Here is a 19,973-nt window from a genome sequence, read left to right on the forward strand (position 1 = left end):
AAATGTAATTAAATATTTACAAAATCAACTGGTAATATAAGTTTAATGAGAAGTGAAATGCTTAGATTTTTATTCACTTTTTATTAACATTTGCCAGTGTTTTATTAATTACAAACAACTATGTCAAAAACAACAAAATACCTGTCACGTCAACCTGATAGCAAAGGCTATATCCAGTGGACAGAAGAAGAAAATGAACGATGGAATCGATTATATAACAAACAAAGTGCCTTGTTAGATGGACGTGCCTGCCAGCAATATTTAGATGGACTTAAGATGCTTCAGTTGTCTAGTGAGGAGATTCCACAACTATACAATGTCGACGAGGTATTACAACAAACCACAGGGTGGAAAACTGCGCCTGTGCCAGCCCTTATCAATTTTACTGAATTTTTCACTTTACTTGCCAATAAGCAATTCCCAGTGGCCACTTTTATTCGCAGTGAAGATGAATTTGATTATTTAAAGGAACCTGATATTTTTCATGAAATATTTGGCCATTGTCCGTTACTCACCAATCACGCTTTTGCTCACTTTACTCAGACCTACGGAAAGTTAGGGTTAGCTGCGAATAAAGAAGATCGAGCTTATCTTGCTAGATTGTATTGGTTCACAGTTGAATTTGGTCTTGTGAATTCATCAGAAGGTTTACGAATATACGGCGGTGGGATTTTGTCATCTCCAGGTGAAACCTTGTATGCCCTAGAAAGTGACGAACCAGAACGAAAGCCTTTAGAGCCGCTAGATGTGTTAAGAACGCCCTATCGTATCGATATAATGCAACCCATATATTATGTGCTAGCTGATTTCGAACATCTGTATGAATTAGCGGAAATGAATGTAATGTCTCTTGTAGAAAAAGCTAAATCCTTGGGATTGTACGAGCCAAAATTTCCCTTTAATTTCAAAAATGCCAGTTAGGCAGAGTCCATGTGTATGTTGATCTAATGTATTTGAAGCGCGTATTTATTTGGCTATTGCGAGAAATTTTGGTGTGTATTTTTAACATTAGGACTCTGATGAAATGCGTTTAGAAATATCATGTGAAGATAGAGTTGGTATAACTCAAGATGTGCTAAATATTCTGACTGATTACCACATTGATTTACGCGGCATTGAAATTGATGCGTTGGGGAAAATTTTCTTGGATTTTCCAACTATCGAATTTACAGATTTTCAAACATTAATGTCCAAACTTAGGCGAGTTGATGGAATTACTGATGTAAAAACGACTGCCTTTATGCCCATACAAAGGGAAAGAAATCAACTAAGAGCAATTCTACAATCTCTGCCTGATCCAGTCTTCGCTGTCGATACGAATGGCAAGATTATTTTATTCAATGATGCTGCCAAACGATCGCTTGAGATGACATCCGAAGCTATTTTAGCCATGAACATTAGTGAATTCCTTGAGGGCATCAATATTCCTAGGTGGTTAGAAGGTAATGAGGCCAGTGCACAAACGCAGAAAGTAGGCTTTTTAGAACAAGACTATATTTGTGATTTACTACCGATTGATGTTTCTGAAGAAAATGAACAAGCGGTTTATGCTGGGGCAGTTGTAATGCTTAAATCTCAAATTCGCCTTGGTCTCCAATACACGTTATTAAATACTTCTTCGGGGGATAGTTTCACCAACATTGTCGCAAAATCCACTGCCATGCGTAAGGTATTAAGAGAAGCTAAACGAATGTCGGAACTTGACGGCAACATCCTCATAACAGGCGAAACTGGAACAGGTAAAGAGCAATTAGCAAAAGCCTGTCACGACAATAGTAAACGCGCCATCGGTGAGTTTGTATCATTGAACTGTGCGTCCTTACCTGATGATGTTGCAGAGACAGAATTATTTGGCTATGCGCCAGGTGCTTTTGGTCAGCAAGAGGGTAAACAAGGTTTATTTGAACAGGCTGCTGGTGGAACCTTATTGTTTGATGAAGTCAGTGAAATGTCAGCTAATTTGCAAGCTAAATTGTTGAGAGTTCTCGAATATGGCACCTATCATCAGGTAGGGGATAGTCGAGTCAAGGTTATTGACTGCCGCATCATATGTACTAGTTGTAAAGATTTATCTGATCAAGTAGATAAAGGTGAATTCAGACAAGATTTATATTACAGATTAAATGTGTTGTCATTGGTTGTTCCTCCTCTTAGAGAACGAAAACAAGATATTGTGCCTTTGGCCAATAAGTTACTTCTTCAACATAGCAAAACCCTTGGTATTCAGCCACCGAACTGCAGTAAAGCTTGTATAGATTATTTACAGGGATATCCGTGGCCGGGAAACATCAGACAACTTAAAAATGCGTTGTATAGAGCAATTTCATTATCTGAAGGAAAAGAGATTACAAAAGAGGCAATTCAATTACCTGTGTGCAATACAAGAGTAACTTACATTGATGAAAATTTTAATGGAAGCCTAGAGCAAGAAGTTAAAAAATTTGAAAAAGATATGTTAAAAAGGCTATATCCGTCCTATCCTAGTACTCGACAGTTGGCCAAAAAATTGGGCTTAAGTCATACCGCCATTGCGAACAAGTTGCGCGAATACGGTATCAATAAAAGTACAGTTAAGCATTAGTAGGAATTTTACATGAGCATACAGCTATATGGGTATTGGCGTTCTTCTGCCAGTTACCGTGTGCGAATCGCATTAAATTTGAAAAAAATTGACTATAGCTATATCCCTGTGCACTTAGTAGAAAATGGTGGGATGCAAAATTCTGAAGATTATTTGAGATTGAATCCATCTCGCTTAGTGCCCACTTTTGTTGATGATGATATGGATATTACATTGAACCAGTCGCTTGCTATTATTGAGTATTTAGACGAAAAATATCCAACAACTGAACCCTTGTTGCCTCAATATCCTCAAGATAGAGCTCGCGTTAGAATGTTATCTCAAGATCTCGCCTGTGATATCCAACCGCTAGCCAATTTACGGGTGTTAAATAAACTTAAACAAGACTTCAATGCTGACAACGATCAAGTACAAAGTTGGGGAAAGTATTGGATTGAAAAAGGCTTTACTGGCTTGTCTAAAAAATTGGAAACCAGAGCGGGTAAATTTGCCTATGGTTTTGCTGTGACTATGGTAGACGTTTGTATCGTGCCTCAAGTATATAACGCAATCAGGTTTGGCGTTGATTTAGGGCAATTTCCAATCATTAATAAAGTCTACAACAACTGTATGGCATTGGATGCGTTTCAAAAGGCTGCGCCAGATAATCAACCCGACGCAGTAAAGGTGTGAGACGCTTAAGTGTCACAGAGTTTAAAGAGGCAACTCTGTGGTATTTTTTACTTGCTTAAGGGCAAAAGTAGAGCTCAAGTGATCAACCAAAGGCAAGTTGGTTAATTTTGATTTTAATAAGTGCTCGTATTCCTCAATACTTTTAACAATAACTTTCAGTAAATAGTCTTTATCACCGCTAGTAGTGTGACATTCAATTATTTCATCAATATCTTGCACTGCCGCTTCGAATTTGGTCAGGGAATCGCCATCATGATTTTTTAATGTAACATAGATGAACACTGACACACCTAAGTTCAACTTTTTAGCATCAAGGAGCGTCACTTTTTGGCGAATCACTCCTTTGGCTTCCATGCGTTTGACGCGTCTCCAACATGGCGTATGAGAAAGTCCGACGTATTGACTTAATTCAGCCATTGAAACAGTAGCATCTCGTTGCATAACACGAAGAATTTCGCGATCAAATTTATCCAACTTCATTTTCGTTTTTACCTTGAGTAGTCTAGATTTAAAAACACTACTTTAAAAAGAACAATTTAATTTATGCCATATTATAGGATGTTTATCCTAGTTTTGCGACAGTTATTCGCATAAGTCTTTTAGACAATATTTTAGTGTAAGTATTTACGCAACAAACATCCTCAGCAGTCTGCATTACTATTATGCAAACAATAATCATAAGGTATTTAAAATGGCGGTTTTTGAGCATCCAGATTTTGATAAGCACGAACAAGTGGCGTTTTTCAGTGATAAAAAAACTGGATTAAAGGCGATAATTGCTGTTCATAATACTAACCTAGGGCCCAGCCTGGGCGGTTGCAGAATGTGGCCTTACGAAAACACGGCTGCAGCATTAAAAGATGTTCTTAGATTATCTAAAGGAATGACCTACAAAGCGGCGATGGCGGGATTACCCCAAGGTGGGGGCAAAGCGGTAATCATTGGCGATCCGCGTCAACATAAAACGCCTGATTTGATGCGCGCAATGGGAGATTGTGTTAACAAGTTAAATGGTAGTTACATCATCGCTGAAGATTCTGGGATATCGGTATCCGATATTAATGCCATGGGGGAGAGGACGCCAAATGTGGCGGGTAATTTCGCACGTTTTTCATTAGCGCATGAAACATCAGACGGGAACCCTGCTCCAGCTACCGCTTATGGCGTATTTTGTGGCATTAAAGCTGCTGTTGCGCATAAACTATCAAGTGATTTGAAAGGTAAAACAGTAGCTATTCAAGGTATTGGTCACGTTGGTCTTAGATTAGCTAGACATCTGCACCAAGCAGGAGCGAAACTCATCGTCGCCGACATTTTTGAAGATAATGTACAGCTTGCTCATTCTGAATTCGGTGCCCAGATAGTGGCAGTGGAGCAGATTCACCAGCAAGAATGTGATGTGTTCGCGCCTTGCGCTTTAGGTGGCGCAATAAATGAGTTCAGCATAGATCAAATTAAGGCTCCGATAGTGGCAGGGGCCGCTAATAATCAATTGGCGGATAAATCACTAGATTTAGCGCTAGTGACCAAAAACATCACTTATGTACCTGACTACGTCATCAATGCGGGTGGCATCATAGATATTTATTATCAAAGAGATGAGCAGGGGACGGCCGAGATCACTAAACAAAAACTCGAAGCAATTGGTGACACTGTTCAAGAGATTTTAGTAAGAGCGAACAAAGAACAGCGTGGTACAGAAGATGTTGCTAACGAATTAGCTGAACAAAGATTCATCAACTAACATCAATTACCCAACTAGCGCTTGCATGCGAAAGGCTTAACCGTCATAATTCGTCGCGTTAGTTTTCTATGGTGAACTCTGGTTCTCTCGCAATGATAGCGTGGGAACCCGGTCAGGCCCGGAAGGGAGCAGCCGTACCACGGGACTTATGTGCCGAGATGTAGCTGGAGTTCGCCACCATTATTTTGTTGCCTCTTTAGGCCTTTTCTCACCGGCACCATTCAAATAATTCACTGCTTTCTTAACGGCATTCTCGACATTCATTGCCATTTGAAGTCTTTCTGAATTAGGTAAATAAAATGCCATATCTACTTCATATCGAATGTAGCGAGGAGGGAGTTGATTTAATGCTAAGCATACTATGTCGGCAATGTAATCAGCAGAATGCGTATCTGCAATACCTAACTCGTCAATCTTCTCAGAAACTAAATGTTCATAATAGTTATGGATGTCGTTATCAATCTTCATAATTATAACCGTAGATAATTAAATTCTTATTTACAATATATCTGCAAAACTGCGCAAAAATTTAATGGTGTTATCGATATAAGATTTGAAATCTGTTGAAAATTGTACACAAGCACTGGATTTTAAAGCTTACAATAAAAGTATACTAAAGTTTAAATTTAAATCTTGTGTATAAACCCATCAAAGCTTTTCAGCTTATTTATTTGTTTATTTTAGTTTTTTTATTAGCGCAATCTCCATGCTGGCGAAAAATTAATCGTATATGTTGGGCGCCTTATTACCATAGACAATTAATGCCTTACTAAAAAGTATTACCGACCTTGACATTTATGTAACATCCTGTGACTATTTAGGGGATTGCCTCTGTATAAAGAAGCAAAAACTTAATAATGATAAACAAGTCGGACCGGCGTTAAACCCGTTCGACAATTAACTTATGGTTGGGAATATGTCCAAAATGAGCAAGAGAACTCAAATTGCGGCGGTAGTGGTAGGCGCACTAGCAATTGCGACTACTTCAAACGCACTTGCAAACCCGCTTGAAGATGTTCAAAACGAAGAACGCAAAATCTTAGAAGATGCTGTTAAATCACAAAGAAAGATAGACGGATTATTAGACCAGTCGCAAGAACTACTTGTCGAATACAGAACGGTTGTCGATCAAACAGAAAATTTAAAAATTTATAACGATTACTTGGCTGGTCTAGTGGCTGACCAACAGCGCGTAATCGATTCTTTGCAGTCTCAGATTGATTCTATCGAAGAAACGAAACAAAACATCGTGCCTTTGATGACAAGAATGATCGACACTCTTGAAAGCTTCATCAAGCTAGACGTTCCAATCCACGAAGAAGAACGTTTGAATAGAGTTGAGCGCTTACGTGACACTATGACACGTTCTGACGTAACTGTTTCAGAACAATTTAGACAAGTTCTTGAAGCTTACTCTGTAGAAAATCAATATGGTCGCACGATCAGCAGCTACGAAGGTGAAATTGACTTCGGTGGCGAGAAAGTTTCTGTTGATTTCTTCAACCTTGGTAGAACTGCTCTTTTAGCACTTAAATTAGACCAATCTTCTGCTTATGCGTGGAATAATGAATCGCGTGTATGGGAAGAGTTAGGTGATGAGTACCTTGACTCTGCTATTCAGGCTGTTCGTATGGCGCAGGGCTTAGTACCTGAAGACCTAATCAAATTACCAATCAGTGCTGCGGAGTAATCGTCAATGAAAAAAATGATAAAAACTATTTTGACCACTGCATCTGTTGCTTTGGTAATGGGGTCTGCGGTAGCTCAAGAGCCTGCAAGCCTTGAAGAACTGTTGCAAAAGGTGCAACAAGATCGTATTTCAGAACGTAAAATCAACGAAGCAAGAGAACGTGAATTCTTAAGCGATCGTGCTGATAAGCAGGCGTTGTTGAGACAGGCGCAACAAGCCTTTACTGCTGAAGAAAATAGAGGCGAGAGACTAGCTGCTCAATTCGCAACCAATGAACAAGCTATCATTGATAAAGAAAATGAGTTAGAGCAAGCTTCTGGTACTTTAGGTGAGATGTTCGGTGTTGTTAGACAAGCGTCTGCAGATGCATATGGTAACATTTCTACTTCAATCGTAAGTGCAGAGTATCCTGGACGTGACGAGTTCCTTGCTGAAATGTCAAATGAATCAAAAGGTCTTCCTAATATCAAAGAATTAGAAGAACTTTGGTTTGCACTTCAAAAAGAAATGACAGAGTCAGGTAAAGTGTCTCGTTTCCAAGCTGAAGTTGTTGACCTAGATGGTGGTACTTCAACACAAAACGTAGTGCGTATCGGTACGTTCAACTTAATCGGCGAAGAAGGTTACTTAATCTATAATGACGAGTCAGATAAAATTCAACCTTTAGGTCGTCAACCAGAAAGCTATCAAGTAGCATCTACACAAGATCTACGTGACGCACAGAGCGGTTTCACGCCAACTTACGTAGACCCTTCTCGTGGCGCGATTCTTAACCTATTTAAGCAAAAAGCAACCTTGATGGAACGTTATCACGCGGGTGGTATCGTTGGTTACATCATTACTGTTATGTTGATAATCGGTTTGTTAATTGGTGTATTTAAACTTATCCAGTTAAGTGCTATGGCTGCTAAGATGAAGTCTCAGTTGAATAATATCGACAATCCATCTTCTAAAAATGCGCTTGGCCGTATCTTAACGGTATACCAAGAAAACAAAACTGCAGATACAGAGAGCTTAGAACTTAAACTTGACGAAGCTATCCTTAAAGAACTTCCAACGGTAGAAGCTGGAATCAATATCATTAAGATTTTCTCAGCAATTGCTCCGTTACTAGGTCTACTAGGTACAGTACTAGGTATGATTGCAACCTTCCAACAAATTACTTTGTTCGGTACAGGTGACCCTCGTATCATGGCAGGTTCAATCTCAATGGCACTTGTAACTACAGCTCAGGGTATCATAGCTGCACTACCACTAATTTTGGTACACAGCATTGTAGCTGCGCGTAGTAAGTCTATTGTTCATATTCTAGATGAACAAACTGCTGGTATTATTGCAGAGCACGCAGAATCGGAGAAAGCATAATATGATGACCCTAATTGGATTATGGGAATCTGTTAGGGAATTCATCGCTACTGGTGGCGACGTATTGTATTTCGTCGCCTTGGCGCTCTTTTTCATGTGGGCATTAATGATTGAGCGCTATTGGTATTTGACTTCTGTTTTTCCAACTGAGAAAAAACAAATTATCAGTGATTGGGAAAATAGAAACGATACTACCTCATGGTATGCAAAACGAATTCGCGATGCTTGGATTTCCAGAGCCTCTGATAAAATACAGGCTAGATTATTAATTATTAGAACTTTGGTTGCTATGTGTCCTCTAATAGGATTGTTAGGTACGGTAACAGGCATGATCAACGTGTTTGAGACAATGTCTACACAAGGTACTGGTAACCCTAGATTGATGGCGGCAGGTATATCAATGGCTACTATTCCTACTATGGCAGGGATGGTTGCAGCATTATCAGGCATTTTCTTCAGTTCAAGAATTGAAGCTAAAGCTAAAATGCTGAAAGAGTCATTGATTGATAGCTTGCCACATCATCAGTAGAGGTAGTTATGGCTAGAAAAGTTAGAGAACCCGAAGAGGAAGCGCAGATTGATATGACGCCTATGCTTGACATAGTGTTTATCATGCTGATCTTCTTTATTGTAACTACTGTATTTGTAAAGCAAGCTGGTCAAGAAGTTTTAAAACCAGAAGGCGAAACTGCAGTTCAGTACAAAAAGGCGAACATTTTTATTGCGATTACTGAAGATGGTGATGTTTGGATGGACAGACGTCAAATCTCAGCAGAAGCAGTTCGTGCTAATTTAGAAAAACTGTTACTTGAGCAACCAACTGAGGTTGTATTTATACAAGCAGACGAAAAAGCCAAACATGGCCTTGTAATCGAGGTGATGGATCAGGTGAAAGCTGCTGGTATTGATCGAGTAGCCGTGGCAGTGAGGGAGTAATAATGTTAAGACTAATCATTTCCATTATTCTTGGTGCTGCTGTTGCTTTTGCATTGTTTGTTGTAATGGCAAAACTAGTTGAAAATACTGGTGAGCCGGCAAAAGCGGTAGAGCCACCTCCGGTAATTGATATCGTGATGCAAGAGCCTGACGATACGACTCAAACGCGTGTGCGTCAGCCGCCACCTCCACCACCTCCGCCAGCTGAGCCACCTAAGGTTGAATTGGTAGAACCAGAAGCAGCAGAGCCTGACGCTTCTGGGTTCAGTCTATCAATTCCAGGTGTGGATACAGGTGGAGTAGGTGTTAATATTTCTGGATTTGGTGGTCAAATTAAAGATGGTGATGCTACACCAATCTTTAGACAAGACCCTAAATATCCACCAGAAGCCGCCCGTGATGGTAAAGAAGGTTGGGTTTTACTTTCTTTCACTATTAACGAGATTGGCGGTGTTGAAGATGTTGAAGTTATCGACGCTGAACCAAAACGTATATTTGACCGTGAAGCCAAACGCGCACTGCGCAAGTGGCGTTACAATCCAAAATATGTCGATGGTGTAGCAGTTAGACAACCTGGTCTTCAAGTGCAACTAGACTTTACTTTAGGTGACAATTAATTATGAAATCATTTAAAAAAGTATTTATTGCATGTTCTGTATTATCTGTTTCAAGTTTTTCTGCAGTGGTTTCTGCACAAGAGCCTGCAATTGCTTGTCCTGGATATCAAGCGCCTAAAACTGTTTTACTTGGTGAAAGAGTTGGCAAAAAGCTCACAAATGCTTTTGACGCTTATAACGAAGATAGAATAGAAGAAGCGATTCAAATCCTAAGAGATGCAGACCCAAAAGAAGATTTTGATAAAGCTTCAGTTGACCGTTTCCTAGGGCAGCTTTTGTTATCCATGGATGACAAAGAGAAAGATGCCTATGATCTTTTCGTTGGTGCTACAAAAAATAAAGTGCTTAACGACAAAGACCATGCAGAATTGTTAGAGCTTAACGGTCATTTAGCGTTAGCACTAGAGCAATACGCAGATGCTATTGACTGGTATAACAAATGGATGGACTTCACTTGTAAGGAAAGTGAAAAGGTTTGGGTGCGTATCGCTCAAGCTTACAACGAACTTAAGCAATATAGTAAGGTAGTTTCACCTGCTGATAAGGCCATTGCTTTACAAGAAGAACCCAATAAAAATCCATACATTCTAAAACTTAATGCGTTTATTGAGACCAAAGAGTTTTTAAAAGCCGTTAAGGTTGCGGAAACACTTGTACAATTATTCCCTACAGACCGTTTATGGTGGTCACAATTGGGCATGATGTACATGATGGTTGAAGACTATCCTAAAGCTTTAGAAACTTTCTCAGCGGCTCATCGCGCTGGATATTTAACGAAAAAGAACGAATTTAAAGCTCTTTATCAGTTATATGCTCAGTTAGACGCGCCAATGCAAGCAGCTAGAATTTTCCAAAAATATTTGGATTCAGGTGTATTTGATCAAACTGCTGACGAATATGCTGCATTAGCAAATGTTTATCACCAAGCTAAAGAATTCAAATTAGCAGCACAATTTTACGGTAAGGCAGCTCAAACTGACCCTGATCCGGATTATTATAAAAAACAAGGTAACTTGTTATTGAGTGCTGAGGACTATCGTGGCGCAGTTAATGCTTTGAAAAAGGCTATAGATGCTGGAGTTGATGATCCTGAAAGGGTACATTTTGCTCTCATGCAAGCTAATTATTATGCGGGTAATTACAGAGAAGCTCATAGCAGCGCTGTTGAGGCTCGTAAAGATAATAGTCTTCGTAGAAACGTTAACGCGTGGATTGCTCTAATTAAAAATAAAGCCAAAAATAGGGGTATATCTATCTAAGCGCTTTGTTAAATTAGCATTTTAAAACCCGCCTAAAATGGCGGGTTTTTTTATTGTTAATCTACAGGTTAAATTATTGAATGAATCAAGAAACGAATTTGTTCTTCTAGCTGAATTCTCACTTCTTTATGTATCCCTTTTGCTTGCCATTGCTTAATAAGTGTTTGGAGCTCTGTACTAGACTGTTTAATAGCAATATTAAAGACGATTGAAATGACTTTGTTTAAGCTTATCTTTTGATTTAAGAAAAGGTGCAGCTTTTTATGGCTGTATTCATATAGGTCTTGAAAGTTCGGGGTTTCTTCGAAGTTCGCTAAGAGAGCATGATGTTTATTATTGAGACTAGAATACTGTTTAAAATAGTCTAGATCTAACAAAAGCTGAGCTAATAGCGCTTGTTTTTGGGGCAAATGTTGTAATGCGCTGGCAGCGATGTAAAAACAGCTAAAGGTGCCACTAGCACTATCAATCTTTTGTCCAACTTTTATTAAAGCAAAATCATTTTTTTGCCAAAAATTGTGTAAACGATCAGTGAACCCAAAATTTGTACAGAGTATTGAATTAGATTGTTCAGTTGTAGCTCTCACATAATCTAATAACTTGCTTCCAATCCCAAGACCTTGTAGTTCTGGTTGAATTGCAATTCTTAACACACGAAAGAATTTCAGGTGACAAATTGAGGGTTCATTTATATGTAAAGCTAAATTTTGGGTAAACAAATGCCCTTTTAATCTGCGATTTCCTAGTGCAATTTGAGTTGCTAGAGCTTGTTCTATTTCCATGCTTTCATCAATCAGAATGCAGACACCTAATATTGAATCTCTCTTGCTATCTAGGCTGGCCATAATATGGTAGCTATCATCATCAAATATCCTCTGAATATCATTTGGACTTGTCTGATAATGAGCGTTAATTAACAGTGAAACTAATTGTTGATATAAGGAAACTGACGCCAATACATCCGCTTTGTTAAGCGAAATGAAAGTAAAATCAGAAGTTTGCACCTTTACATGACTGCGCAAATTAGTATTCACGGGAAACAATAACTGATTAACCCATTGTTCCAAAGGGTCGTCGATGTACCATCTAAAAGGTGTGTTTAATTCATATATTTTTATATTAGTTATGGATGGAATTAGCCGATTAATTAGACCTCGACCTGTCCCTTCATAGCCATGGGAAGTACCAGCAAAAATGATGGTTTTATATAGTTTTAGATACTGACTGATCAACACTGGTGAAATGCTTGCTATTTCATCAATAAATAAAATATCCGTTTTCGGATTGAGTGCAGCCATATCTGCAGCCGCAAAAGAAGCTAATCTACCAATTTCAGGGGCAAGTTCGGCGATAAATTTATCGATTACATGACAGTTTGAGCGACCCATTGAGGTATAGGTAATGGGTATACTTTTTTCTAAAAAAGACGTAATTAGCTCAGCAAGTAAGGTGGATTTTCCTCTGCCTCTTTCTCCTAAAACCGCATGGATCTGCACGTTTTCAAGACTAGAATCTATCTCTTTTATTACACATGTTTGATGTTCGCTAAGCAGCTCTTCTCTTGTCGATGAATCATCATATTGTTGGATATTTAACGATGCTTTGATATCGATTAATTGAGCAGAAAACCAGCTAGTATTTGGTTGCTGTCGTGCGGTATCTAATAGATGACGTAAAAATTGCGAATCTATGGATGCGAGTGCTGGGACTAGTAGAACAAATCTGCCTGGGCTTTTAAGTAAACCTAAAGCAGCAAAAAATTGTGATGCATCAAAATCATTGGTCGCATCAAACAATAGATAATCAAATTCTTGGCCTAAATAGGCATTGATATTTTTGGCTGTGACTGTTTGGAAATTTTCATAGACGGTCTTAGTAACTACAAGCACGTTTTTCTGTTGCAACAAGGGGAGCTGCTTTGAATGAGTGAATACCGTTTGCAACCCTTCAACTACGGCAAAATCACGATGGTCACCTTCATTTAATGGTGCTTGTAACCAAGTCAAGAATGATGTCATTTCATAGTTCATCTAAAGGCTCATGCTCTAATACTTTGCTTGGTGTTGTTATAAAAGGGTATTATCTCAATATTCTACAAGGAATTTAAAAAGTTTATGCGATTTTTATCAAGACGATTAGTAATGCCAAGTGATTTAAACTACGCCAATTCATTATTCGGCGGTAGAGCTTTGGAGTGGATTGACGAAGAAGCTGCTATCTATGCTATAAGTCAACTTGAAACCAACTGTTTAGTCACTAAACACATTGGCGAGATTAGTTTTGAATCACCTGCAGTGGCTGGTGATATAGTTGAGTTTGGGTTGGAAACTAAGCGGGTAGGGAGCTCTTCTATCACAGTAACCTGTCTAGTGCGCAATAAAGCGACAAAATCTACCATCTGTTTAGCTGACGACATTGTATTTGTGGCACTTGACCCTAATACTCGCAAGCCGAAACCTCATGGTAAAACCTTAGAGATCATTCATCAGCAGAATAAACAAGAAATTGAAAATTTATTTAAAAATAAAGACGCTCTAATACTTTAATTGGGATAAACACCCTGTTAAGATTGTGTCCGTTGTCATTATTCAAGTAATTTCAACAAATAAACCAAGGGGTGCAGCCTAAGGCTGCTGAGATTCAAATTGAAAACCCTTATTCACCTGATCCGGTTAGTACCGGCGTAGGAATGGTTAACTAAAATTTCCAACACCTGCCGCAGAACCGGATCTTTTCGAACAGAAAGGATCCAAATGAAACACAGTTTAGTTTTAACAAGTATTTTTACCTTATTCACACCTTCGCTGTTATCCGCACAGGAAGACTCATCAACGTCTGACTTGGAACGCATTACAGTAACTGCAGATCTCATGCATCGAGATTTATCGCAATTGCCTGGTTCAGCGATAGTTCTTGATGAGCTAGCTATTCAAAAACTAGAAGCCCGTCATTTACAAGATCTAATTCCCGCGCTGCCCAATGTAAATTTTAGCGCAGGGGCCACTCGTGGAAAATTTATTCAAATTCGTGGTATTGGCGAACGTAGCCAGTTTTCAGAGCCTACAAACCCATCAGTTGGACTCTTGTTGGACGATATCGATATTTCTGGATTAGGTGCTTTGGCCACTGTATTTGACATACAGCAAGTCGAATTACTTTCGGGGCCGCAATCTGTTGCATCTGGCATAAATAGCTTGGCAGGGATTATAAAGTTGGTGAGTCAGCCCGCTTCACTTTCTTCATCAAGTCGATTTGCTGCAAGTTACGCGGAGTACGGTGAGAAGCAAATTGGGTTTGCTCACGGCATAAGCATAACGGAAGAAGCAAATTTACGCCTCAGTGCCCAACAAACTAGCTCTGACGGCTTTGTGACGAACGATTACCTAAATCGGGATGATACTAATGGTATCGACGAATTAACGGCCAGTGTGTTTTTGAATTATCAACTTGGAGAGCAGGCTAAAATCGATCTCCGCTACTACCGTTTTGACATTGACAATGGGTATGATGCATTTTCTTTAGATAACGATAATCACACCTTGTCAGATGAACCCGGTTTTGACCGCGCTGATGCTCATGCTATGAGTTTGAAATATACTGGCGATTATGAGAATTTTAGTGTGCAGACAAAGGTTAGCTATCTTACCAGTGAGTTTGACTATGGTTATGATGAAGACTGGACGTACACTGGATTTCATCCATGGGGCTATACCTCATTTGATCGTTATTTACGTGATGTAGAAAGGACTTCGGCTGAAGTTAAATTAGGTTCGGTTACAGCAACTGATATTCCTTGGTTAGTGGGTGTGAATTATACTGACACAGAGGAAGACTTATTAAGAGAATACACATACAACGAGGGTGACTTCACAAGCTTTTATGCACCTGAATCGGCTTCAATTTTTGGCCAATACGGATGGTCGCTAACGGATGACCTAAGAATCAATACGGCGGCAAGAGTTGAATTATTTGATGCGGATTATGTCGATAGTGATGGTTTTAGTGAGTCAATTGACGATACCTTAGTAGCAGCGTCCGCTTCATTAGAATATCAGTTATCAAAGGCACTCATTTACACAACCATAGCACGAGGCTATAAAGCTGGCGGGTTTAATATTGACCAAAGATTAACGGGTAGCAATCGCACTTTTGCGCCTGAATTTAATTGGAGTGCAGAATTTGGTGTCAAAGGACAGGCGCTTGATGGACTCGCTGACATTGCGGTGAGTGTGTTTTATATGCGTAGAAAAGATGCCCAAGTTAATGATTTCGCGACTTTCGAAACTGTTACTGATGAGGGAACTGTTATTACGTCGTTTGCAGATGCAATACGCAATACAGATACTGGGATAAATAAAGGAATTGAAGTAGTAAGCCAATTTTTCGTTAAGGATAATTGGACTTTGCAGGCGAATCTTGGTCTTCTAAGAGCAACCTTCGGCGATTACAATTTACTAAACGGTGATTTCGTACCTAAGCAGGATCAAGCTCAAGCACCCACTTACACTTTATATCTTTCGTCAAATTATGAATTAAATGAAAATCTAGTTTGGTTTATAGGTCTGGACGCAAAAGACGAATATCGTTTTTCAGATGGCCATAACGAAAAAGCTCCATTTACCTTGGTGGTGAATTCACATCTTAGCTACCAAATAGGTAAAAATGTTCTAAGCCTATGGGTTAAAAATTTATTCGATAGAACTGTGTACACCAGAGGTTTTGGCGGCTTTAGTAATGATCCCAGAGATGAATATGCATTTGAAGAGCCGTATTTTCAATTTGGACAACCGCGCCAAATCGGCGTCAGTTATCAATACCAATTTTAAGGGGTAACCAATGAAACTAGCAGTAGAAATTACCTTGTATCCTTTAGATGAAAAATACGTCTCTTTTATCAAAGATTTTATTGATCGTCTAAATCAAAATGAAAACTTACTTGTAAAAACAACAGCTACTTGCACCCTAGTCGTTGGTGAATATGATTATCTTATGCAAGTATTGCAAAATGAATTTAAAACCACTTTTGAAGCAGTTGGTCAGGCAGCTTTTGTCTGTAAGTTTTTAAACGCGACTAATATGGATTTGGGTTAGTTTGGAAATTTTTGAAACCATAATTGCACAATGGCAACAGCAAAATCTGTTAGAGATTATTGCTGTTACATTGTCTGTTGCTTATGTGTGGTTGGCGGCCGAAGAATCTGTATGGTGCTGGCCAGCCGCTTTGCTTTCAACAACCTTGTACACCTATATTTTTTGGGACGTAAGTTATCTCTTCCAAATGTTGTTAAATGCTTATTACATGGTGATGGCAGTGGTGGGCTGGTCAATGTGGTACAAAGGAAAGCAAAACCAACAGTTGGAAGTGAAATTTATGTCACTAAAACAGCATCTTATCATCATCTCCATAGGCGTTATTATCACAAGTATTTTGGTGATATTTGCTGCAAGTTGGCTTAGTTACGATCAACTTATTTTAGATGCTAGCATTACGGTATTTTCTTTGTTGGCGACTGTGTTAACGGTGAAAAAATACCTGCAGACTTGGATTTATTGGACAATAATAAATGCAGCCAGTATCTATCTATTTGCTCAAGCACAATTGTACTTCACTTGTTTCTTAATGGTCATTTACATTATGATTGCGGTCAAAGGATATTTACAATGGCGAAACAGCGCTATTCTCTCATTGGAACAGGCACAGCATGTATAAATTGCCCGAAGATATTCGTCATGAAATTCTAACGCTGAATTTTATCGGCAGTGAATTTACACTCACATCTCTAGATGAAGGAGCAATTAATACTAATTACAAATTAGAATGCCTGGATAATATTTTTTTACTGAAATTTTTCGCCAATAACGAAGTTTTACCGGTAGATAGAGAAGACCAATTGTTGCTGCAAGCAGTGTTGCATAGACATCACTTTGCCCCAAAACCTTTATATATAGCCAAAGACAAAAGCTTTTACATTGAACAGTGGATTGCTAAACAGGCTATTCCCAGTACGTTATTATTGGAAAGGCTTGCAAATGTGCAATGGAAAATTCATGCTTCAGAATTAGAACTCAATTTACCGTTGATGGATTTATCTTCTCACTGGAAACAATATTTAGCCTACATTCCAGATTCACATGTTTTAAAGCATGATGCTGAAGGAATGTTAAGTGACTGGAATTTATATACAAAACAATATTCAGATATTTGTTTATGCCATCACGACCTTCACATCAATCATTTAAGTGGTCAAGATACACTCTGTTATGATTGGGAATACTCCGCTCGGCACTATAGATACTTTGATCTTGCCTGTACATCTGTCAGCAATCAATTTACACCAGCGTTAGAGCAACGGTTTTTACAGCATTATGCTGAGAATGTACAAATAGATAATAATCTAGTGGTAGAAGCGGTTACAAAAGCCAAACCTTTTGTTGATTACACTTATCAGCTTTGGTGGTACGCGAATACAAACGCAGATGAAAGTTAGAATTTGCTTAAATTTACAGCAATCCCTACTTCTGATTAAATAAAGGCTTTATTAATTTTTTTCTATGGCTATAATGCTTGGGCTTTTAGGGGTGTAGTTCGAATTGGTAGAACAGCGGTCTCCAAAACCGATGGTTGGGGGTTCGAGTCCCTCCACCCCTGCCACTTTTCTTAACTGACACTTTACATGGCAGTTTTCAAAATGACTTTAACTCAGTACCAAAAATCTTGTTTACATGCCATGGGTATCCAAACCTTTGTGTATGAAAATAAAGCTGAGGTGTTAAAAAAAGTTTGGCTGTCTCAAGTTTGCCAACTACTCAATATTGATACTGATGCTTGCAAAGTTGGAAATAGCGAACTTCCCGAATTCGATGATAAGCAGCGTGTTTTATTATTACCGGAAAATTCCACAATGACAGATTCAGAATTGAAAAAATCAATTTGGCAATGTTGCCGAGCTTATGTCGAACGCTGAAGCTTTTCAAATAATTTCATTCTCCCGCTCACACTCTAGTCAAGCTTATCAGTTATTTTGTCAGATGCGCGACACACCATGGTCGCAAGAAAGTTTTTTATCTTCAGTCGAGACTGGCGTTTGTTTCATAGCCAAAGACGACGAAATGGTCGTTGGGCTCATTATTTGTTCTTATTGTTTTGAACAAGCTGATTTATTAGATGTTTGCGTATCGCCAGAATACCGAAGAAGAGGCATCGCAGCTGCATTAATTGAAACCGCATTTGCCGAATTGATTCAAAAAGGGGTACAGAGCCTTTTATTAGAAGTTGCCGACAATAACCTAGGTGCAAAAACTCTTTATTCGACTTTGGGTTTTGCGCATATTGATACCAGAAAAAACTATTATACAAAGGCAAATGGTGAAGCAGACGATGCGCTCATAATGCAAAAAATACTGGGTTCCAATTAATTGAATCACAACTCTAACGTCAAACATTGCTACCGAACTAAATGAGGTTTTACCTGTTATTTTAATGGTTAACCGAGGTATATCGTAAGTAAGTAACGAAGAATCGTCATAGTGACGAAAGTCACTACCTCCCTGGCTTAAGCAGATGCTTCGATATCAAGAATTATTTTAAACAGTCAAATTAAGCGGCTCTTAGCAGACTTACATTGACATTTATTCTTAACTAGCATGAAATTGACTCATGTAAGCATATCTAGCATAAGTCGATTCGGGCAAATCTAGACGTGCAGATAAAAAGATTGTTAGCTTCATCGAAAGGATTGATTATGGATTTAACTTGGGGTGCAATTTTCAAGGTGATAATCGCAGGTCTTGGGACTTACACTGTTTTACCAGCATTTTTAATACTTCGCGATTATCTTATATGGAAATTGATTGGAGCTTATATCCTAAATGATGACCTTCAATCGAAGATCAAACAATTTGTGTTCCTTACGACCGAATGGAATACTAAATATTGTAAGAACGCTACCCGCACTAATAAAGACGGAATCGAAGTTTATATTATTGACGGTCAGCCCGCTACAAAAGGAGAATTCGATCAATACCTAGTGGATATGGATCGGGTAAGCAAATTAATAAATGAGCTAGATCTGTTTATTAATAGAAAATCTAGATTTCTAAATTGGATGCTAAAACACTATAAGCAAGAGGGTTCAAATCCCATTCAAGCATGGAAGGATAAAGAATTGGAACGTTTAAATTGTGTTAAATGGAGCTAACAAATACATGAAGACAGATTTGTCAGAAGAGCGCTACCAAACCGCTTATGTAAGGCGTTAGGCGTCAAGGTAGCTCAGAGTGTTCTTCTCCAAAAGACATGTAAGTTTAATAGTTAGAAGTGGAAAAATATCCGCGGAGAATCTGGAAAGCGGTCACTCGGTCACACGAACTTGCAAAGCGCTAATTCATCCGAGAATGCTAATGGGCGATTTCTTTGGCGTTGAAAAATGTATGAATGAAATATTGAGTGAAGTGGCTCCTAAGAAATTTTTCAAACCGGGCCCAACGGTATTTATCCAGCTTTTGGATAAAATAGACGGAGGAGTCACCAATGTTGAGGCTAGAGCATTCAGAGAATCCGTAATAGCAGTTGGGGCGGTTGAGGTTTATGTTCCGAAGACTGATAAGCCGTTAACTAAAAGTGTTTTGTTGGAGAAGGACTTTGAGAGTTGGGATGAAAATGCCTAACAAGTTACTAGAGTGCATTTCAGCCTTTCAGACCTCCACAGGACAGTCATTGTTGTGCGATGCCTGCCTCTCTGTAAAGCGTTGGTATGACTCCCTTTGTCAACCCTGAACGAGTGCTTTCCTGACACTCTTTCAGCCCATAATTAGTTGTCTTTATCACTCAAAATAAATGAGCTAACGCACCGGATGAGGCAGTAATGTCGTCGGTTGGTATGCTGGTATTCGTAGGTTACTTATTCAACGAATAAGCAGAGCTGACCTTACATGTTCCGCCGTAGCACCTTCTCATCAGTCTATGCTCGTGGATCAATCACGGTTAAGTGATTGCCATCATAACGCCCTCGTAGGTTGTGCCACATTCCGCGGCCTGATCCGAATGCGTTAGCTCAAACTCGTTTATCATGCAGGTACTCTACTTAACCGTAATTTTGGATTAACCGGT

At 39.0% G+C, this 19,973-nt stretch carries 22 protein-coding genes, 1 tRNA gene, 1 other RNA gene and 1 riboswitch; of the genes, 21 read left to right on the forward strand and 3 right to left on the reverse strand.

All coding sequences use genetic code 11. The features are described 5' to 3' along the window. The first annotated feature begins 120 nt into the window (after positions 1 to 120). From phhA to maiA, 3 genes are all read left to right on the forward strand, one after another. Positions 121 to 921 (forward strand): phenylalanine 4-monooxygenase, encoded by an 801-nt coding sequence (phhA, locus tag ACNKW3_RS19270; protein ID WP_427400972.1) that lies wholly within the window; start codon positions 121 to 123, stop codon positions 919 to 921. 103 nt (positions 922 to 1,024) lie between these two features. After that, positions 1,025 to 2,581: a transcriptional regulator TyrR gene (gene tyrR / locus ACNKW3_RS19275; protein WP_427400973.1), complete on the forward strand. Its 1,557-nt coding sequence runs from the start codon at positions 1,025 to 1,027 to the stop codon at positions 2,579 to 2,581. 12 nt (positions 2,582 to 2,593) lie between these two features. After that, entirely contained in the window at positions 2,594 to 3,253 is a 660-nt protein-coding gene (gene maiA, locus ACNKW3_RS19280) for a maleylacetoacetate isomerase (protein WP_427400974.1), read from the forward strand. Positions 3,254 to 3,274: 21 nt separating this feature from the next. On the opposite strand, the gene ACNKW3_RS19285 is transcribed toward maiA, so the two are convergent. After that, positions 3,275 to 3,733, reverse strand: coding sequence for an Lrp/AsnC family transcriptional regulator (locus ACNKW3_RS19285; protein WP_427400975.1), 459 nt, complete (start codon positions 3,731 to 3,733; stop codon positions 3,275 to 3,277). Positions 3,734 to 3,944: 211 nt separating this feature from the next. On the opposite strand from ACNKW3_RS19285, the gene ACNKW3_RS19290 reads away from it, so the two are divergent. Then, the gene (locus tag ACNKW3_RS19290; RefSeq protein ID WP_427400976.1) at positions 3,945 to 4,997 is read left to right on the forward strand and encodes a Glu/Leu/Phe/Val dehydrogenase dimerization domain-containing protein; all 1,053 of its coding nucleotides are present in this window, start codon (positions 3,945 to 3,947) and stop codon (positions 4,995 to 4,997) included. 76 nt (positions 4,998 to 5,073) lie between these two features. Then, positions 5,074 to 5,170: signal recognition particle sRNA small type (ffs, locus tag ACNKW3_RS19295), an RNA gene on the forward strand. A 7-nt stretch (positions 5,171 to 5,177) separates the two neighbouring features. On the opposite strand, the gene ACNKW3_RS19300 is transcribed toward ffs, so the two are convergent. Continuing rightward, positions 5,178 to 5,465: a late competence development ComFB family protein gene (locus ACNKW3_RS19300; RefSeq protein WP_427400977.1), complete on the reverse strand. Its 288-nt coding sequence runs from the start codon at positions 5,463 to 5,465 to the stop codon at positions 5,178 to 5,180. Positions 5,466 to 5,922: 457 nt separating this feature from the next. Here ACNKW3_RS19300 and ACNKW3_RS19305 point away from each other — a divergent pair, with 457 nt between their 5' ends. From ACNKW3_RS19305 to ACNKW3_RS19330, 6 genes are read left to right on the forward strand one after another with little or no spacing between them, the layout of a single operon-like run. Further along, on the forward strand, positions 5,923 to 6,687 hold the full coding sequence (locus tag ACNKW3_RS19305) for a DUF3450 domain-containing protein (protein ID WP_427400978.1): 765 nt from the start codon (positions 5,923 to 5,925) through the stop codon (positions 6,685 to 6,687). Between the two features lie 6 nt (positions 6,688 to 6,693). Continuing rightward, complete coding sequence (locus ACNKW3_RS19310; RefSeq protein WP_427400979.1) at positions 6,694 to 8,052, forward strand: MotA/TolQ/ExbB proton channel family protein; 1,359 nt, start codon at positions 6,694 to 6,696, stop codon at positions 8,050 to 8,052. Between the two features lies 1 nt (position 8,053). Further along, entirely contained in the window at positions 8,054 to 8,581 is a 528-nt protein-coding gene (locus tag ACNKW3_RS19315; protein WP_427400980.1) for a MotA/TolQ/ExbB proton channel family protein, read from the forward strand. Positions 8,582 to 8,589: 8 nt separating this feature from the next. Beyond that, on the forward strand, positions 8,590 to 8,988 hold the full coding sequence (locus ACNKW3_RS19320) for an ExbD/TolR family protein (RefSeq protein WP_427400981.1): 399 nt from the start codon (positions 8,590 to 8,592) through the stop codon (positions 8,986 to 8,988). Between the two features lie 2 nt (positions 8,989 to 8,990). Beyond that, positions 8,991 to 9,605 (forward strand): energy transducer TonB, encoded by a 615-nt coding sequence (locus ACNKW3_RS19325; protein WP_427400982.1) that lies wholly within the window; start codon positions 8,991 to 8,993, stop codon positions 9,603 to 9,605. A gap of 2 nt (positions 9,606 to 9,607) precedes the next feature. Next, positions 9,608 to 10,864: a tetratricopeptide repeat protein gene (locus ACNKW3_RS19330; protein ID WP_427400983.1), complete on the forward strand. Its 1,257-nt coding sequence runs from the start codon at positions 9,608 to 9,610 to the stop codon at positions 10,862 to 10,864. 68 nt (positions 10,865 to 10,932) lie between these two features. Here the strand turns inward: ACNKW3_RS19330 and ACNKW3_RS19335 are convergent, their stop codons facing one another. Further along, entirely contained in the window at positions 10,933 to 12,882 is a 1,950-nt protein-coding gene (locus ACNKW3_RS19335; protein WP_427400984.1) for a GNAT family N-acetyltransferase, read from the reverse strand. 96 nt (positions 12,883 to 12,978) lie between these two features. On the opposite strand from ACNKW3_RS19335, the gene ACNKW3_RS19340 reads away from it, so the two are divergent. From ACNKW3_RS19340 to ACNKW3_RS19385, 10 genes are all read left to right on the forward strand, one after another. Beyond that, the gene (locus ACNKW3_RS19340) at positions 12,979 to 13,410 is read left to right on the forward strand and encodes an acyl-CoA thioesterase (protein ID WP_427400985.1); all 432 of its coding nucleotides are present in this window, start codon (positions 12,979 to 12,981) and stop codon (positions 13,408 to 13,410) included. A 57-nt stretch (positions 13,411 to 13,467) separates the two neighbouring features. After that, a riboswitch (TPP riboswitch) is annotated at positions 13,468 to 13,571 on the forward strand. A gap of 46 nt (positions 13,572 to 13,617) precedes the next feature. Next, positions 13,618 to 15,690 (forward strand): TonB-dependent receptor, encoded by a 2,073-nt coding sequence (locus ACNKW3_RS19345; RefSeq protein ID WP_427400986.1) that lies wholly within the window; start codon positions 13,618 to 13,620, stop codon positions 15,688 to 15,690. Between the two features lie 10 nt (positions 15,691 to 15,700). Beyond that, a complete protein-coding gene (locus tag ACNKW3_RS19350; protein WP_427400987.1) occupies positions 15,701 to 15,955 on the forward strand; it encodes a YkoF family thiamine/hydroxymethylpyrimidine-binding protein in 255 nt (84 codons plus the stop codon). 1 nt (position 15,956) lies between these two features. Then, positions 15,957 to 16,574, forward strand: a complete 618-nt coding sequence (gene pnuC / locus ACNKW3_RS19355) for a nicotinamide riboside transporter PnuC (RefSeq protein ID WP_427400988.1) — start codon at positions 15,957 to 15,959, stop codon at positions 16,572 to 16,574. Continuing rightward, the gene (locus ACNKW3_RS19360) at positions 16,567 to 17,352 is read left to right on the forward strand and encodes a phosphotransferase (protein WP_427400989.1); all 786 of its coding nucleotides are present in this window, start codon (positions 16,567 to 16,569) and stop codon (positions 17,350 to 17,352) included. The genes pnuC and ACNKW3_RS19360 overlap by 8 nt, the downstream gene beginning before the upstream one ends. 87 nt (positions 17,353 to 17,439) lie before the next feature. Next, positions 17,440 to 17,516, forward strand: a tRNA-Trp gene (locus ACNKW3_RS19365). A 37-nt stretch (positions 17,517 to 17,553) separates the two neighbouring features. Continuing rightward, the gene (locus ACNKW3_RS19370; RefSeq protein ID WP_427400990.1) at positions 17,554 to 17,829 is read left to right on the forward strand and encodes a hypothetical protein; all 276 of its coding nucleotides are present in this window, start codon (positions 17,554 to 17,556) and stop codon (positions 17,827 to 17,829) included. Continuing rightward, a complete protein-coding gene (gene rimI / locus ACNKW3_RS19375) occupies positions 17,816 to 18,280 on the forward strand; it encodes a ribosomal protein S18-alanine N-acetyltransferase (RefSeq protein WP_427400991.1) in 465 nt (154 codons plus the stop codon). The genes ACNKW3_RS19370 and rimI overlap by 14 nt, the downstream gene beginning before the upstream one ends. Positions 18,281 to 18,606: 326 nt before the next feature. Then, positions 18,607 to 19,062, forward strand: a complete 456-nt coding sequence (locus tag ACNKW3_RS19380) for a hypothetical protein (protein ID WP_427400992.1) — start codon at positions 18,607 to 18,609, stop codon at positions 19,060 to 19,062. A 202-nt stretch (positions 19,063 to 19,264) separates the two neighbouring features. After that, positions 19,265 to 19,531 (forward strand): hypothetical protein, encoded by a 267-nt coding sequence (locus ACNKW3_RS19385; RefSeq protein ID WP_427400993.1) that lies wholly within the window; start codon positions 19,265 to 19,267, stop codon positions 19,529 to 19,531. The last annotated feature ends 442 nt before the right edge of the window (positions 19,532 to 19,973 follow it).

This window comes from Glaciecola sp. 1036 (assembly GCF_050306235.1).
Taxonomy (GTDB): Bacteria; Pseudomonadota; Gammaproteobacteria; order Enterobacterales; family Alteromonadaceae; genus Glaciecola.

Bases quoted from the DNA above. Each gene is read 5' to 3' on its own strand.
- ACNKW3_RS19360 (WP_427400989.1), top strand. From the start codon at position 16,567: ATGTATAAATTGCCCGAAGATATTCGTCATGAAATTCTAACGCTGAAT.
- ACNKW3_RS19320 (WP_427400981.1), top strand. From the start codon at position 8,590: ATGGCTAGAAAAGTTAGAGAACCCGAAGAGGAAGCGCAGATTGATATG.
- ACNKW3_RS19380 (WP_427400992.1), top strand. From the start codon at position 18,607: ATGGATTTAACTTGGGGTGCAATTTTCAAGGTGATAATCGCAGGTCTT.
- tyrR (WP_427400973.1), top strand. From the start codon at position 1,025: ATGCGTTTAGAAATATCATGTGAAGATAGAGTTGGTATAACTCAAGAT.
- ACNKW3_RS19345 (WP_427400986.1), top strand. From the start codon at position 13,618: ATGAAACACAGTTTAGTTTTAACAAGTATTTTTACCTTATTCACACCT.
- ACNKW3_RS19340 (WP_427400985.1), top strand. From the start codon at position 12,979: ATGCGATTTTTATCAAGACGATTAGTAATGCCAAGTGATTTAAACTAC.
- ACNKW3_RS19350 (WP_427400987.1), top strand. From the start codon at position 15,701: ATGAAACTAGCAGTAGAAATTACCTTGTATCCTTTAGATGAAAAATAC.
- ACNKW3_RS19310 (WP_427400979.1), top strand. From the start codon at position 6,694: ATGAAAAAAATGATAAAAACTATTTTGACCACTGCATCTGTTGCTTTG.
- phhA (WP_427400972.1), top strand. From the start codon at position 121: ATGTCAAAAACAACAAAATACCTGTCACGTCAACCTGATAGCAAAGGC.
- ACNKW3_RS19290 (WP_427400976.1), top strand. From the start codon at position 3,945: ATGGCGGTTTTTGAGCATCCAGATTTTGATAAGCACGAACAAGTGGCG.
- ACNKW3_RS19305 (WP_427400978.1), top strand. From the start codon at position 5,923: ATGAGCAAGAGAACTCAAATTGCGGCGGTAGTGGTAGGCGCACTAGCA.
- ACNKW3_RS19315 (WP_427400980.1), top strand. From the start codon at position 8,054: ATGATGACCCTAATTGGATTATGGGAATCTGTTAGGGAATTCATCGCT.
- ACNKW3_RS19300 (WP_427400977.1), bottom strand. From the start codon at position 5,465: ATGAAGATTGATAACGACATCCATAACTATTATGAACATTTAGTTTCT.
- ACNKW3_RS19330 (WP_427400983.1), top strand. From the start codon at position 9,608: ATGAAATCATTTAAAAAAGTATTTATTGCATGTTCTGTATTATCTGTT.
- maiA (WP_427400974.1), top strand. From the start codon at position 2,594: ATGAGCATACAGCTATATGGGTATTGGCGTTCTTCTGCCAGTTACCGT.
- ACNKW3_RS19285 (WP_427400975.1), bottom strand. From the start codon at position 3,733: ATGAAGTTGGATAAATTTGATCGCGAAATTCTTCGTGTTATGCAACGA.
- rimI (WP_427400991.1), top strand. From the start codon at position 17,816: ATGTCGAACGCTGAAGCTTTTCAAATAATTTCATTCTCCCGCTCACAC.
- ACNKW3_RS19370 (WP_427400990.1), top strand. From the start codon at position 17,554: ATGACTTTAACTCAGTACCAAAAATCTTGTTTACATGCCATGGGTATC.
- ACNKW3_RS19385 (WP_427400993.1), top strand. From the start codon at position 19,265: ATGGGCGATTTCTTTGGCGTTGAAAAATGTATGAATGAAATATTGAGT.
- ACNKW3_RS19335 (WP_427400984.1), bottom strand. From the start codon at position 12,882: ATGACATCATTCTTGACTTGGTTACAAGCACCATTAAATGAAGGTGAC.
- ACNKW3_RS19325 (WP_427400982.1), top strand. From the start codon at position 8,991: ATGTTAAGACTAATCATTTCCATTATTCTTGGTGCTGCTGTTGCTTTT.